The organism is Sunxiuqinia indica (assembly GCF_009847015.1).
Taxonomy (GTDB): Bacteria; Bacteroidota; Bacteroidia; order Bacteroidales; family Prolixibacteraceae; genus Sunxiuqinia; species Sunxiuqinia indica.
Map to the genome: position 1 here is coordinate 1 of NZ_WVEM01000009.1, position 13,763 is coordinate 13,763.

17 protein-coding genes are annotated in these 13,763 nt (G+C 37.1%); 10 read left to right on the forward strand and 7 right to left on the reverse strand.

All coding sequences use genetic code 11. The features are described from left to right. The first annotated feature begins 135 nt into the window (after window positions 1-135). The 9 genes from GR929_RS13740 to GR929_RS13780 all read left to right on the forward strand — a co-directional run bounded on the left by GR929_RS13740 (window position 136) and on the right by GR929_RS13780 (window position 8,085). Complete coding sequence (locus tag GR929_RS13740; RefSeq protein ID WP_159520739.1) at window positions 136-840, forward strand: hypothetical protein; 705 nt, start codon at window positions 136-138, stop codon at window positions 838-840. A 384-nt stretch (window positions 841-1,224) separates the two neighbouring features. Then, window positions 1,225-1,707 carry a helix-turn-helix domain-containing protein gene (locus GR929_RS13745; RefSeq protein WP_159520741.1) on the forward strand — a complete coding sequence of 161 codons (483 nt, stop codon included), beginning with the start codon at window positions 1,225-1,227 and terminating at the stop codon, window positions 1,705-1,707. 178 nt (window positions 1,708-1,885) lie between these two features. Continuing rightward, window positions 1,886-3,037, forward strand: a complete 1,152-nt coding sequence (locus GR929_RS13750) for a hypothetical protein (protein ID WP_159520743.1) — start codon at window positions 1,886-1,888, stop codon at window positions 3,035-3,037. 157 nt (window positions 3,038-3,194) lie between these two features. Next, on the forward strand, window positions 3,195-3,956 hold the full coding sequence (locus tag GR929_RS13755; protein WP_159520745.1) for an RDD family protein: 762 nt from the start codon (window positions 3,195-3,197) through the stop codon (window positions 3,954-3,956). 229 nt (window positions 3,957-4,185) lie between these two features. After that, entirely contained in the window at window positions 4,186-4,488 is a 303-nt protein-coding gene (locus GR929_RS13760; protein ID WP_159520747.1) for a hypothetical protein, read from the forward strand. Beyond that, entirely contained in the window at window positions 4,481-4,777 is a 297-nt protein-coding gene (locus GR929_RS13765) for a hypothetical protein (protein WP_159520749.1), read from the forward strand. The genes GR929_RS13760 and GR929_RS13765 overlap by 8 nt, the downstream gene beginning before the upstream one ends. 171 nt (window positions 4,778-4,948) lie before the next feature. Further along, window positions 4,949-5,992 (forward strand): hypothetical protein, encoded by a 1,044-nt coding sequence (locus tag GR929_RS13770; protein ID WP_159520751.1) that lies wholly within the window; start codon window positions 4,949-4,951, stop codon window positions 5,990-5,992. A 165-nt stretch (window positions 5,993-6,157) separates the two neighbouring features. Continuing rightward, a complete protein-coding gene (locus GR929_RS13775) occupies window positions 6,158-6,547 on the forward strand; it encodes a hypothetical protein (protein ID WP_159520753.1) in 390 nt (129 codons plus the stop codon). A gap of 536 nt (window positions 6,548-7,083) precedes the next feature. Then, window positions 7,084-8,085 (forward strand): serine hydrolase domain-containing protein, encoded by a 1,002-nt coding sequence (locus tag GR929_RS13780; protein WP_235934337.1) that lies wholly within the window; start codon window positions 7,084-7,086, stop codon window positions 8,083-8,085. A gap of 216 nt (window positions 8,086-8,301) precedes the next feature. On the opposite strand, the gene ettA is transcribed toward GR929_RS13780, so the two are convergent. Continuing rightward, window positions 8,302-9,987 (reverse strand): energy-dependent translational throttle protein EttA, encoded by a 1,686-nt coding sequence (gene ettA / locus GR929_RS13785; RefSeq protein ID WP_159520757.1) that lies wholly within the window; start codon window positions 9,985-9,987, stop codon window positions 8,302-8,304. A 141-nt stretch (window positions 9,988-10,128) separates the two neighbouring features. Between ettA and GR929_RS13790 the strand changes: the two genes are divergently transcribed. Then, window positions 10,129-10,491, forward strand: a complete 363-nt coding sequence (locus tag GR929_RS13790) for a response regulator (RefSeq protein ID WP_159520759.1) — start codon at window positions 10,129-10,131, stop codon at window positions 10,489-10,491. Between the two features lie 89 nt (window positions 10,492-10,580). Here GR929_RS13790 and rplQ read toward each other — a convergent pair whose 3' ends face one another. Genes rplQ through ykgO form a run of 6 tightly spaced genes read right to left on the reverse strand, consistent with a single transcriptional unit; the run spans window position 10,581 to window position 13,760 of the window. Next, window positions 10,581-11,192, reverse strand: coding sequence for a 50S ribosomal protein L17 (gene rplQ / locus GR929_RS22175; RefSeq protein ID WP_159520761.1), 612 nt, complete (start codon window positions 11,190-11,192; stop codon window positions 10,581-10,583). 6 nt (window positions 11,193-11,198) lie between these two features. Next, window positions 11,199-12,191, reverse strand: coding sequence for a DNA-directed RNA polymerase subunit alpha (locus GR929_RS13800; RefSeq protein WP_159520763.1), 993 nt, complete (start codon window positions 12,189-12,191; stop codon window positions 11,199-11,201). Between the two features lie 19 nt (window positions 12,192-12,210). After that, window positions 12,211-12,819 (reverse strand): 30S ribosomal protein S4, encoded by a 609-nt coding sequence (gene rpsD, locus GR929_RS13805; RefSeq protein WP_159520768.1) that lies wholly within the window; start codon window positions 12,817-12,819, stop codon window positions 12,211-12,213. An 18-nt stretch (window positions 12,820-12,837) separates the two neighbouring features. Beyond that, window positions 12,838-13,227, reverse strand: a complete 390-nt coding sequence (gene rpsK / locus GR929_RS13810; protein ID WP_159520769.1) for a 30S ribosomal protein S11 — start codon at window positions 13,225-13,227, stop codon at window positions 12,838-12,840. An 11-nt stretch (window positions 13,228-13,238) separates the two neighbouring features. Then, entirely contained in the window at window positions 13,239-13,616 is a 378-nt protein-coding gene (rpsM, locus tag GR929_RS13815; protein ID WP_159520770.1) for a 30S ribosomal protein S13, read from the reverse strand. Window positions 13,617-13,643: 27 nt separating this feature from the next. Then, window positions 13,644-13,760, reverse strand: coding sequence for a type B 50S ribosomal protein L36 (ykgO, locus tag GR929_RS13820; RefSeq protein ID WP_081782363.1), 117 nt, complete (start codon window positions 13,758-13,760; stop codon window positions 13,644-13,646). Window positions 13,761-13,763: the final 3 nt, after the last annotated feature.

Sequence of the window (13,763 nt, forward strand, 5' to 3'; positions counted from 1 at the left end):
AATGTGTCATATTGCATACCGGGGAAAGCAAAACCCCGGTCCCCGGTTTTCAATCCGATTTTCCAGTCCATCCGGACGGAAAACCACAATAAAAACCGGTACGCAACATACACTTTACGTTAGGGGTAATTTTAAATGAACATCAAGGAGCAGACATATTATTTAATTGCTGACAGAATCTTAGGGAAATCTGATTCTAAAATTTATGTAGACTGGGCAGTTGACATGATTCAAAATGGGTATGAGTCAGAAAACATCATAATACTTGCTGGGCTTGACAGTTCAAATACAGAAGAACGAGAAAAGTATTTCCGTGAATCATTAAATGACTTAAAAATAGATTACATTGACAATGAGAAAGAATTGAGAAGTTTTTACTCGACTAGTTTGGCAAACAAAGTTGTTACAGGAAAAGTTTCTCCGCAAGTTGGGCTAAAGAAAATGACAGAATTGGTTTATGCAACTGACTATTCCAATGAATTTTTAGCTTTTGCAGATTTGGACGAAGATATTGATTACGTAAAATACTCTGGTCAACCACTTTTTAATTCTGGACTAACTAAAAAAAATATTGATAAGTTTATAATCAATGAATTTAAATTATTCCTGGAGACAAGAGAATTTAAAGATGAAGATTTAAGGAATAAAGCTAAATGCAAGAAATGCGGTTCGATTGAAACTCCCGTAATAAAATCAAAATGGAGTTGGAAAGAATTGAAAAAGCAAAACTATTATTGTTGCCCAAAATGCTTTTCACGACAATTAATTTATGGAAACAGTCAAAAAGGAAAAAGATTGATAATAGATGAACTTAAAAAAACTACCCCTAACAAATTGTAAATTGCATTGCGGGGTTCGTGGTATGTCGTTCGCTGGATTCTCGCAACATCGTTCCGTCCTGTCGGACAGGAACGAGCTCCAAAATCCGCAACGACAACTTACAAGTGACCGTCAGACTGTCTAAAAACCTCTTTCCATGAAAGAACTATTTGGGTAGCTGGCTTTAATAAGAATGAAGTATTGAAACCTCAATGGCTTAATTTTACTTTTCAGACAGACTGCCGTTATGGCCAAGTGAAAAACGGCACCCAAAGTTCGATAATTGTATATAGTAGAATAACAATAAGATAGATTAAAAGTCGGGTTAATGTCGGGAAAAATACCTAACAAAAACTATTTTAATTTTTAAACAAAATGTATTCTTGACAAAGATTTTGATGAAAAATGAAACAGCCAGAATTAGGACAAAAAATATTAGAGCTACGAAATAAAAAAGGCTTGACTCAAGAGCAGCTTGTTGAGAAATGTAATATAAATGTGAGGACATTACAGCGAATTGAATCTGGAGAAGTCAATCCTAGGAATTTTACAGTTAAAATTATTTTTGACGCTCTTGAATATGATATAAATAACGAAACTGTAAATCCAAGACATCAAAAATTGATTTATTTTAAAGATTCAATTGCCAGATTATATAAACAAATCCAAAATGAGATTCCAATGAAAAATTCAAAAAACTTTTTTTACAATTATTTTCTTGCAACAGGAATTGTCTGGTTTTTTTGCGCACTTTCGATTGTGCTATTTAAACTGAATTTTCAAGTTAAAGAGATTTTATTGACTATAATTATTCCACTTGCATTCTCCATATTTAGACAGTTTACTAAAAATGAATCATCTCAATTAGCTGATAAAAAGGAAGATTGAATTATAGGATTCTGGTTCGAATAAATGAACACCAGGCCATAACAATGTATAAAAATAATAGCCGAGACTGTAGTAAATTCAACGGTTGTAGCCCGTTTCAACTTTCTTGTAACTTGATAGGTAAGTGCAATGCAGTCGGCTACTATTCTTATACGTAGCGTTACCACACATTTAATAAATGACAGAATCAGAGAAATATATATCAGAATTGAATTCAAATTTCTTTTTTAAAGAATTTACTTATAGCTCGACTAAATTCAAATTTGACGAAAAGGGACAAGAACTTGAACTTGCTGACAATGTAGTTTGGTTAGATAATTTTCTGTTAATTTCACAAATAAAAGAAAGAAATGATTCTGGCAAATCGAATATTGAAAACTGGTTTCAAAATAAAGTGCTTCGAAAAGCAGTAAAGCAGATAAAGGATACTATTTCATATTTTGAGATTTATAAGGAAATTTCAATCCCAAATGAAAGAGGACATATCCTGAATATAAGTGAAGCAAGAAAAATTAAACCAATCAAATTAATTATTTATGCACCAAAACTTCAATTTCCTGAGAACCTTAGATTTCAGAAATTTTATAAAAGTAAAGAAATTGGAAATGTGCACCTTTTCCATATTGAAGACTATCTGTGGATTTGTAAATATTTAATAACTCCTTATGAGATTGGAGAATATCTGGATTTTAGGGAACGACTTTTTATAAAACATGAAAATGAATTAGATAATCTTCCTGAACAATATGTCTTAGGTCATTATTTGGAAACATTAGATACTTCTATGTTAAATTCCAGGTATGTTGAGAACTTGAAAAATTTAGTTCATGATGAAGATGAATTTGATATCTCATTTATCATTGAGAATTTTAAAGGGAAAATAAGAATTCAACCAAACAGTCTTGATTATTATGCAATAATTAAAGAATTGGCTAAACTTAATAGAGCAGACTTACGAGAATTTAAGAAACGATTTTTACTCGCAATTGAAAAATCTAAAGAACAAGACTTTACATTACCATATCGTATTACGAGTTTAAATAGTAAATGTGGATTTGTTTTTGTTCCATTGGAATATGAGCGCAGGGAATTTTGGCAGAATGCAATTATCAATTTGACTGAAGCTCATAAGTATGACCAGAAATTGGATAAATGTGTCGGCATGATTGTTTATCAGCATCCAACAGAAAAATATTTTGATGTAAATTGGTGCTATTCAGAATCTAAATGGAAATACAGTGAAGAGTTTGATAAATTACTTAAGGAAAATTATCCTTTTAGAGCTGTAAAAATGGAAAAGACATTTAGATATTATGTTGACGAAAAATAAAAACGTGTGGTAACATTTTGTATAAGTAATGGCAGGCGATGTAGCACATTTAAAGGTTTGTAGCCCGCTCAAACTGCGTAGCGGTTTGACAGGAAATTACCACACAATCTGCCACTACTCATACAATTTACCGTCAGCACCAATAAAAAAAACGAAAATGAACAAAGAATTAGAACAACAGATAAATCTATCAAGTAGAAAAAGAAGAATAGCAGCATTTATAATTGATCATTTTGTGATGACATTCCTTATGGTTTCAATTGTCTTTTTAGCTCTTGGACCAAATTTTATGGATGAAAATAATATGAGTAAAATGACAACCACAATGTTGGCTGTAATGATTCCTGGATTTCTACTCTATTTCGCTAAGGATTCAATTAAAGGAATTAGTGTTGGGAAATGGATTATGGGAATTATGGTTCGAGATGCCAATACTCCAAATGAAGTACCTTCTTTTGGTAGATTACTCGTTCGAAATTTGTTTATCATAATTTGGCCTGTTGAATTTATCGTTCTAGCTTCAAGTCAAGAAAAGAAAAGGCTCGGAGATAAAACTGCAAAAACTATAGTTGTTAAAAACCCAAACAAACCGACTAAACTTCCAAGAATTTTAGCTCTAGCAGGAGTTGGAATTGCCTTTTTCTCTTTCACGTTTCTATTTGCTGGATCGGCAATGAAAAATTCAGATGCTTACAAGGTGGCTATTTCAGAAATTGAAAAGAACGAAGAAATTATCTCTGAAACTGGCGGAATAACTGATTATGGAATGATGCCGACTGGAAATGTGAGTATTTCAAACGGAAACGGTCAGGCTCAATTAGAAATAAAAGTTCTCGGAAATAAAAAGGATTTGAATGTTGGAGTTTATCTAACAAAAGAACCAAATGGAGAATGGAAGCTAATAGAAATGAATAAATAAATACTGGTGCTAACAACGCATATAGCTTATGGCGGGTGAACGGCTGCCAGCAAGGTTTTCGCTCCGTAGCCAGCTTTGGTTTCGGTGGACAAGAAAGTGCTTCGAAACCGCCACAAGCCATATGCAAACCGTTAGGCAACATTTTGAAATGAAACTCTATACAAATTGCAAAAAGTGTAAAAAAGAAATCAGATTCTCCACATGGGAACCCGATAGGACTCGTCTTGCAATGACACAAGGAAAAAAATTAGAGTTAAAGTGCAAAAAGTGTGGTCAGACGCAAAAATATCATGTAAATGAGTTGATTGCCGAAGAAAGTAAAATTGCATTAATTATTGGGCTATTAATTTTTCTTGTTGGTACTCCGTTGACAGTTTATTGGCTTTGGGGATATTTGTTTAAGGTGGCATTAATTTATTCAACCATTACAATTGCAGCATTAATTGGTGTTCCGTTGACAATATTTACGCTAATTGAAAGGGGGCAACGAGAAAAAGTTAGTCGGTTCAATAGTTTTAAGCTAAATGAGTAAAAAATGGCAAATAAAAAACAGTTTAATAGTTGGCTTGATAATCATACTTGTCAACTTATATTGGATTTGGGATAATTTGTACTTGTTGTATCAATATCACTACACAGGTAATTTATTTCTTTTTATGATTCCAGACTGGGCATTAATTTCTAATTCAGTACTGGGATTTGTTGGTGTTATAACTGGTGTTCTTACGGCTTTTGAGAAACTGACAATAAAAAAAGGAATTTTGGTCAGTGTCTTATTGATTGTTATTGGGACAGTAATGACTTTTATATCACTGAATTAATGAATAAAAAACGTTGCCTAACAAATTGCAAATTGCATTGCGGGTGCAGTGGTGTTCGTTGTCTCTGCTCCTTTCTTGACCGTCATGTCCTGTCGGACACTGACGCTCTTCGAAATCCGCAACGACAACTTGCAAGTGACCGTTATGGGGCATAAGGGCAAACTGCAAACGATGAACAGATTACAGATAAAAAAGGATTCAGACAAAGACATTTCAATCGAGATTAGTCCTCTGAAAGATAAGGTTTCAAAGACTCAGTTAATGTTTTTAATATTCGGATCCATAGGATTATTAATTGCATTCAGCCAAATATTCTCAGATGAGAAACCATTTGCTAAATTGTTTTTGATAGTTTGGAGTATCATTTGGATTTTCTTCTTGATTAAAATATGGAATGTGCTAAAATGGAGGAGATTTGGAAAAGAGGTTATCAGGATTTCTGGAGAACAATTGATTTTAATAAAAACTTGTCCTTTAAAAAAAATTAGAGAATCATTTAATATTCAGGATTCAAGGATTTTAAAAAACGATTATCAGATTCCAGCTACGAAAGAGTTTTTTAAAGTTCATCCAGGGGTACTTAAGATTGAAAATAAAAGGAAATCTACTTTGATAGGTAAGTACCTAAATGAAATAGAGACAAATCAATTAGCAGAGGAATTAAAAACAATTGGATTAAAGAGTGAATATGAAGATACGGTTATTGACGAGACTGAAAGTACTGATCCTGACATAAAATATTCAAAAAAGTATGTAAAACGGATTAGACGAAGAATATTTTTAATTTGTTTGATTCCTGCCTTTTTATATGGGTACTCTCTATACCAAAAAGACACGAAAGAATATAATTTATTAAAATCCGTTGGCGAAGTAACAGAAGTGAACTCTGAGTTTAAAGAGCATTGGGATACAGATTATTACTATTTTTATTTCATAGCGAGCAATGGGCAAAAAGTTGAATCAAGTGGCAAATGTGGGGACAAAGAGCGATTTGATAGTTTTTATAAGGACTTAAAAGTTGTTTATAATCCTTCAAATCCAGAACAGTACATGGAATATCCATATTTTGAGGATTATTCAGTTAATTACAAGATTTTCTTCTATTTGATACTTTTGACTTTGATTTTAGCTGGAATGGTAAGCTCTGTAATATCGTTTATATATTTAGCGATTAAAGGACAGATAAAAATTACGCCCCATAACACGCGGTCATAAAACATTGCGCGGCTAGTGCTATATTTGAACGAAATAATATTTAATCAAAGGTTTAGCGGTTTGATAGTTAAGTGCTTCGAAATGCGCAACGTTTCATACCGCCATCCGTTGTGTGCAAGGTTGAAATATGAACTGTCGCTAATAATCAAAATAAACTAAAGAACAATGACCGAAGAAGAAAAAAAAGTATTGCTGGACATAGGCAGTCTTTACAAAGAATTATTAAACGAACCTTATGGAAAGTGGAATGGTAGACATAAGGAAGAACCAAGTGCTTATAGCTATTGCCGCAATGCAGAATCACTAAAAAATCAGGTTTACGAATTATTCAATACATTTCATCCCGATTACTTGTCAGAGAATCAACTTGGTGATTTTTCTCACACCTGCGATAAAGAGGTAAAGAATGTCGAACATATTTATGAACGAGCAATAAAAAGGAATGCAGCTAAAATGAGACATACTGAATTCTTACAAGCCATACACAACGCAAACAAACAAATCAAATCAGATTTATACTCGGTTTTTTCAAAAATTAAAGAAATCCCCAAATAGGAAGAATAAAACCCAGCCCATAATCGAATAGCTCGCCCCGCTAGCAAACACTAGCAGGGAGAGGCTTTCACACCACCACGGCATACGCGAGCTGCGCTCCCTCCTTTCGCTATCGCTCAGGAGCATACCGGGCGGTTCGTTAAGTCATAGGAAACAAAACCGTACTTGGTTTAAGCTGATTGTAGCGTTCCAGCAAAGGAGTGTAAGCCCGTTTTCTCAAACGTTCAACAGTAATGGTGGTACCAAGAAAGGGGCTTTGAGCAATAGCCCATCCTCTCCATTCATACGGCTTTTATGATGCAGTCAACTTTTCATCAGACTAATTGATAGCCCCTAATGATCAAATAGGTTTGGATACGATTTATACAGACCTTATCCTTTAACAAAGGAAATATGTACCTTCATCTCATCAGAATTTCCCATTTTAATGGAATTCGATGGAACTTACGTTTCCACGTTTTCAGAGCTTTCAGTAACGTACCGAAAATAGAATGACTAAAAAGAAATCAAAACAAATCGTTAGAATTTTATTGTTTTTGGGAACGATAATCTCATTGTATTTTGTTCCGTGGCCGATTGTAACAGCCTGGATCATGCCACTACCCAATACCGTTCAGGAACAAGCAGATAAAGCTGCAGATTACGGATTTGATGGTATTGTTGTTTGTGTCAACAGAAAAGGGAATCAATCAGAATTTTACACATCGGGCTATAAAAACCGAGAAAACAAAATTCCGGCCGCCCCCGATGCCTTATTTAAAATTGCAAGTGTGAGTAAATTGTACAACGCCCTGGCGGTTACAAAGCTGGTGTATGATGGAAAATTATCTTTAGACAAGACACTCGCAGATTATTTACCCGAATTAGATGACAGAATAGAATACGCAGATAACATCACGTTGCGAATGTTGGTTACACATAGAAGTGGTATTCCGAACTATACGGACACCTATATGTATTGGGCGGCTCCCAAAGAGACCGCAGATGAAAACCTTGCTTTGGTGTTGGATAAACCCGCCAACTTTAAACCCGGCGAGGATTATGAATATTCCAACACCAATTACTTATTACTCGACCGGATAATGAACCGAGTACTTGGGTATGCTACATTCCAATACATCCGGGAGGAAATTTTAAGCCCACTGCATCTCAAGCATACTTTTGGCTCTATTGAGGATGTAAACATTGATGATGTGATGAGCGGCTATTATGTGGGTTATGATACGGATTTAAAAACGAACAATGTTGGCTCGATACTGGCAACAGCAGAAGATTTGAGCAAATTTATCCGAGCGTTAAATGATGGCTCTGTTTTTAGAGATAAAAAAGAACAAGAAATTTATTCTTCCATTTATAAGTATGAGCACACAGGTCTGATACCGGGATACCAAACGATTGCCAAATATCATAAGGATATGGATGCTGTCGTCATCCAATTTACAAACACGGTAAACTTTGATGGCTACAATTGGAATATGTCAGAAATCATGTATAACCGGATCGTTAAAATATTGAAAAAGACCAACCAGCCACAGTAGCGATATCGGGCTACTTTTTCGTAGTCGGGCAGCATAAGCTTGGTAAGCTCGTTTTCGCAAGCGTTCCGGCTAATCGTTGAGTTACTGCCCAAGCTGACAGACCAAAACCGGGCGCATATCCGAAAGCAGGGCGTTGATACAAAAAATCCCCTTATTGCTTAAAGATGCAATAAAGGGATATCTCAGGTTCTGATTTTTTGGATGAGCTTTAGAAAGCTATTTCACCAGTTTTCGATACTTAATTCGGTGTGGGCCTTCGTCGCCTAAACGTTTCTTTTTGTTCTCTTCGTACTCGGAGTAACTACCTTCAAAATAATGAACGTGTGAGTCTCCCTCGAAAGCCAGGATATGGGTCGCGATACGATCCAGGAACCAACGGTCGTGGGAAATTACCACGGCACAACCGGCAAAGCTTTCCAGTCCTTCTTCCAGTGCCCGCAAGGTGTTTACGTCAATATCGTTGGTTGGCTCATCGAGCAGCAGTACATTGCCTTCCTCTTTTAAAGCCATGGCTAAATGAAGTCGGTTACGCTCACCACCCGAAAGCACGCCACATTTTTTCTCCTGGTCTGATCCTCCAAAGTTAAACCGCGACACATAGGCTCGCGCATTTAGTTGTCGGTTGCCCATTTGGATGAGCTCATTTCCACCCGAAATAACCTGATAAACTGTTTTGTCCGGATCGATCGCAGCGTGAGATTGATCGACGTACGAGATTTTCACCGTATCACCAACTTCAAACGTCCCTTTATCGGCCTCAAGCTGTTTCATGATCAACTTAAACAAGGTTGTTTTACCGGCACCGTTAGGCCCAATTACTCCAACAATGCCGTTTGGAGGCAAAACAAAATCAAGGTCATCGAACAACAAGCGATCGCCAAATCCTTTGGCTACCTGATGCGCTTCAATTACTTTTTCGCCTAACCGAGGTCCGTTGGGAATAAAGATCTCCAGTTTTTCTTCCTTTTGCTTGGTGTCTTCACTCATCAATTGGTCGTAGGCATTCAAACGAGCTTTTGCTTTGGCATGTCGCGCCTTTGGAGCCATTTTAATCCACTCAAGCTCGCGTTGCAGGGTCTTCTGTCGTTTCGACGTTTGCTTCTCTTCCTGCGCCAGTCGCTTTGATTTTTGCTCCAACCAGGAGGAGTAATTTCCTTTCCAGGGAATGCCCTCTCCCCGATCCAGTTCTAAAATCCATCCTGCCACATTGTCAAGGAAGTACCGGTCGTGCGTAATACAAATTACGGTTCCCTTGTATTGTTGCAGGTGCAGCTCCAACCATTGTACCGATTCGGCATCCAGGTGGTTGGTTGGTTCATCGAGCAATAACACATCGGGCTCTTTGAGTAGCAAGCGGCACAAAGCCACCCGACGCTGTTCGCCTCCCGAGAGCTCTCCAACCTTTTGTTCTCCGGGAGGACAGCGCAACGCATCCATCGCCCGTTCTAATTTCGTGTCCAGGTTCCAGGCGTCAAATCGGTCAATCTTTTCCTGTAGTTTTTCCTGCTCCGATATTAAGGCTTCCATCTTATCGGGATCTTCCAGCACTTCGGGCTCGGCAAATTTAAGGTTAACGTCTTCGTATGCTTTTAACACATCAACAACTTCCTGAACACCTTCTTCGACGATTTCCTTAACCGTCTTTTCCGGATCAAGATGAGGTTCCTGCTCCAAATAACCAACCGTGTATCCGGGAGAAAAAACGACTTCTCCCTGGTATGATTTTTCGAGCCCTGCAATGATCTTGAGTAAGGTTGATTTACCGGAACCGTTTAATCCAATAATACCAATCTTCGCTCCAAGGAAAAAAGAAAGCGAGATATCTTTAAGGACTTGTTTCTGCGGAGGGAAAGTTTTACTTACCCGATGCATCGAGAAAATGATTTGTTTATCGTCTGCCATATCTTGATTATTTCATTAGTATTAAATCTAAACCACTTTATCAGCTACCGTAAGCCAATTATCAGTTAGCAAAAATAAGGGAATTTCGTCACTTATATACTTAACTTTATCCATGTACTTAATAGATTAAAACAAATAGGTTTGAAAATCTTAGTTGTTGATGATAATCCAATAAATCTGAAATTTCTGTTCTACTCGTTACGGGGAGATTATGAAGTAGATACGACTGATGAAGGTCCAAAAGCTTTGCGTCTTTCAAAAGTGAACAAATACGATTTAATTTTGATGGATTTATGGATGCCTTTGATTGATGGGGCAGAAATAACCCGGCAAATAAGATCGTTAAATGATAACATCAACAACAAAACTCCGATCATCTTTTGCACCACCAGCACTGTCGATGCTGACAGGCAACGATGTTTTGATTTAGGAGCCACTGATTATCTCGTCAAGCCTATTCAAGCAAAAGAGCTGAATGAGAAACTAAAGCATTACTTAGGCTGATAAAGCCTGAGCGTTTGCGTTATTCGTGAAAAAAGAAGAGCTGACCAAATGGTCAGCTCTTTCTTTTTAAGCTATTTTGATAACCGGTGTTATTCGGTTTTCTTTTCTTCGTCATCAGCTTTTGGTTCCTCTTTTGCGGGCTCCTCAGCTTTTACTTCTTCAGCGGCAGCTTCTTCTTTCACTTCCTCTGCTTTTGGCTCTTCTACAACAGCTTCAGCTTTTGGTTCGGCAACTTCCTTTTTCTTAGGTTGAGTTGCAGCAGTATCTTCAGAAGATTTTTTAGCACCACCACGGCGTGAGCGACGTTTTTTAGGCTTATCTTCTTTAGCCGACAACAAGTTCTCGTTGTAATCAACTAATTCAATAATACACATTTCAGCATTGTCTCCCAAACGGTTACCGGTTTTCAGAATACGGGTGTATCCTCCCGGGCGTTCGCCTACTTTATCAGCTACATCTCTAAACAACTCTGCCACTGCAGTTTTGCTTTTCAATACGCTGAATACAATACGGCGTGAATGGGTTGTGTCATTTTTTGCTTTTGTAATAAGCGGTTCAACATACATCTTCAGTGCTTTAGCTTTAGCTACCGTAGTAGTAATTCGCTTACTGAAAATCAGAGAGTTTGCCATATTTGACAACATGGCCTTCCGATGAGCAGTCTTCCTTCCAAGATGGTTGAATTTTTTATTATGTCTCATTTCTGCTTATTCCTTGTCTAGTTTATACTTACTAATGTCCATTCCGAACGTTAGATTCAAGTTGTTAAGAAGGTCATCCAACTCAGTCAACGACTTTTTACCGAAGTTTCTAAACTTCAATAAGTCATTACGATTGTAGGTAACCAGCTCACCTAAAGTTTCAACATCAGCAGCTTTCAAACAGTTAAGAGCACGAACCGAAAGGTCCATATCAACCAACTTTGTTTTCAATAACTGACGCATATGAAGCACTTCTTCGTCAAACTCTTCGTTTGCAAATTTCTCATCAGAGTCTAATGTAATTTTCTCATCAGAGAAGAGCATGAAGTGATAAATCAGAATTTTAGCAGCTTCTTTTAAAGCATCTTTAGGATGAATTGAGCCATCAGTCTGGATGTCTAAGATTAACTTTTCATAGTCAGTCTTTTGCTCCACACGATAGTTCTCAACAGCATACTTCACATTTTTAATTGGTGTGAAGATTGAATCGATCGGAATTAAACCAAACTCAGCATCTACAGGCTTATTTTCAGCGCTGGGCACATAGCCTCGGCCTTTGTTGATTGTTAATTCCACCTGCAATTTAACATCAGCTTCCATCCGGCAAATAACCAATTCAGGATTTAACACCCTAAAGCCAGTCATAAACTTGTTGATGTCGCCAGCAGTAAATTCTTCTTGACCGCTAATCGAAATAGAAACTTTCTCGCTGTCAAAATCTTCAACTTCGCGCTTGAAACGAATTTGTTTCAGGTTAAGAATAATTTCAGTAACATCTTCCATCACCCCTTTAACAGTTGCAAATTCATGATCAACGCCTTCGATTTTGAGCGTTGTAATTGCATAACCTTCTAAAGACGACAATAGGATCCGACGAAGAGCATTACCGATTGTGATACCATAACCGGGCTCCAATGGACGAAATTCGAATTTACCGAATTTCTCATCAGATTCGACCATTATTACTTTGTCAGGTTTTTGGAACGCTAATATTGCCATAATAATACTGAGTAATTTATTATTTAGAATACAACTCTACAATAAGTTGTTCTTTGATATTTTCAGGAATTTCTTCCCGCTCTGGGCGATTTAAAAACTTACCGCTCATTTGAGCGCCATCCCATTCTAACCAGGCGTATTTATTGTAACGGTGCGAAGTCAGCGCATCAGAAATTACTTCTAATGATTTTGATTTTTCGCGCACGCTAATAATATCGCCCGGACGAAGTTGAAATGAAGGAATATTAACTAATTCTCCATTTACCATGATGTGTTTATGAGTCACTAACTGACGGGCACCTGCACGAGAAGCAGCTAATCCAAGACGGAAAACAACGTTATCCAATCTTGCTTCCAGCAGCTGAAGCAATACCTCACCGGTAACACCTTTTGCTGCTGATGCTTTCTTAAACAGGTTCGAGAATTGCTTCTCTAAAACACCGTAAGTATATTTCGCCTTTTGCTTTTCTTTTAACTGAACACCATATTCAGACTTTTTACGTCTGCGACCAGTTTGCCCATGCATACCTGGTGGGTAGTTCTTCTTTTCAAGTACTTTATCGGGTCCGAAAATTGGTTCACCAAATTTTCTTGCGATTTTCGTTTTTGGTCCTGTATATCTAGCCATTACTTTTTCGTTAAAATATTAAACACGTCTTCTTTTCGATGGGCGGCAACCATTGTGTGGCAATGGCGTAACATCAACGATTTCACTCACTTGAATGCCCACGCTATTAATAGCTCGAATAGCTGATTCACGACCATTTCCTGGTCCTTTCACAAATACTTTAACCTTTCTTAGGCCTAGATCATATGCAGTTTTTGCACATTCTTCAGAGGCTACCTGAGCAGCATAAGGTGTATTCTTCTTCGATCCTCTAAAACCTTTTTTACCAGCTGATGACCAAGAGATAACTTCTCCGTTACTATTAGTCAATGAGATAATGATATTATTGAATGAAGAATGAATATGCGCCTGACCGGTAGCTTCCACATTAACAACTCTTTTCCTACTGGAACTTGTCTTTTTTGCCATAATTCAATTAATTATTTAGTGGCTTTTTTCTTATTAGCTACAGTTTTCTTTCTTCCTTTACGGGTACGGGCATTGTTTTTTGTACTTTGTCCGCGTACAGGAAGACCGATACGGTGGCGAATACCACGATAACAACCGATATCCATCAGTCGTTTAATGTTCAACTGGTTATCAGAGCGAAGTTCACCTTCTACTTTGAAATTATCATTGATCGCAGAACGAATAGCTGCAAATTGGTCATCAGTCCAATCTTGAACTTTCACATTTGGATCAACTCCAGCAGTGGCAAGGACCATGTTCGCACGACTACTTCCAATTCCGTAGATGTAAGTCAGTGCAACTTCTCCTCTTTTATTATTAGGAATATCAACTCCAACAATACGAGCCATAAATAAATTTTTTACAAAGTTAATTAATTATCCCTGACGCTGTTTGAACTTCGGATTCTTTTTGTTGATCACGTACAAACGGCCTTTTCTGCGTACAATTTTGCAGTCGGCGCTGCGCTTCTTAATGGATACTCTTACTTTCATTAT

Coding starts and splice junctions, on each gene's coding strand:
- GR929_RS13800 (WP_159520763.1), bottom strand. CDS start 12,191: ATGGCAATATTAGCGTTCCAAAAACCTGACAAAGTAATAATGGTCGAA.
- rpsK (WP_159520769.1), bottom strand. CDS start 13,227: ATGGCAAAAAAGACAAGTTCCAGTAGGAAAAGAGTTGTTAATGTGGAA.
- GR929_RS13750 (WP_159520743.1), top strand. CDS start 1,886: ATGACAGAATCAGAGAAATATATATCAGAATTGAATTCAAATTTCTTT.
- rpsD (WP_159520768.1), bottom strand. CDS start 12,819: ATGGCTAGATATACAGGACCAAAAACGAAAATCGCAAGAAAATTTGGT.
- GR929_RS13745 (WP_159520741.1), top strand. CDS start 1,225: ATGAAACAGCCAGAATTAGGACAAAAAATATTAGAGCTACGAAATAAA.
- GR929_RS13760 (WP_159520747.1), top strand. CDS start 4,186: ATGACACAAGGAAAAAAATTAGAGTTAAAGTGCAAAAAGTGTGGTCAG.
- GR929_RS13755 (WP_159520745.1), top strand. CDS start 3,195: ATGAACAAAGAATTAGAACAACAGATAAATCTATCAAGTAGAAAAAGA.
- GR929_RS13770 (WP_159520751.1), top strand. CDS start 4,949: ATGAACAGATTACAGATAAAAAAGGATTCAGACAAAGACATTTCAATC.
- rpsM (WP_159520770.1), bottom strand. CDS start 13,616: ATGGCTCGTATTGTTGGAGTTGATATTCCTAATAATAAAAGAGGAGAA.
- rplQ (WP_159520761.1), bottom strand. CDS start 11,192: ATGAGACATAATAAAAAATTCAACCATCTTGGAAGGAAGACTGCTCAT.
- GR929_RS13775 (WP_159520753.1), top strand. CDS start 6,158: ATGACCGAAGAAGAAAAAAAAGTATTGCTGGACATAGGCAGTCTTTAC.
- ykgO (WP_081782363.1), bottom strand. CDS start 13,760: ATGAAAGTAAGAGTATCCATTAAGAAGCGCAGCGCCGACTGCAAAATT.
- GR929_RS13765 (WP_159520749.1), top strand. CDS start 4,481: ATGAGTAAAAAATGGCAAATAAAAAACAGTTTAATAGTTGGCTTGATA.
- ettA (WP_159520757.1), bottom strand. CDS start 9,987: ATGGCAGACGATAAACAAATCATTTTCTCGATGCATCGGGTAAGTAAA.
- GR929_RS13740 (WP_159520739.1), top strand. CDS start 136: ATGAACATCAAGGAGCAGACATATTATTTAATTGCTGACAGAATCTTA.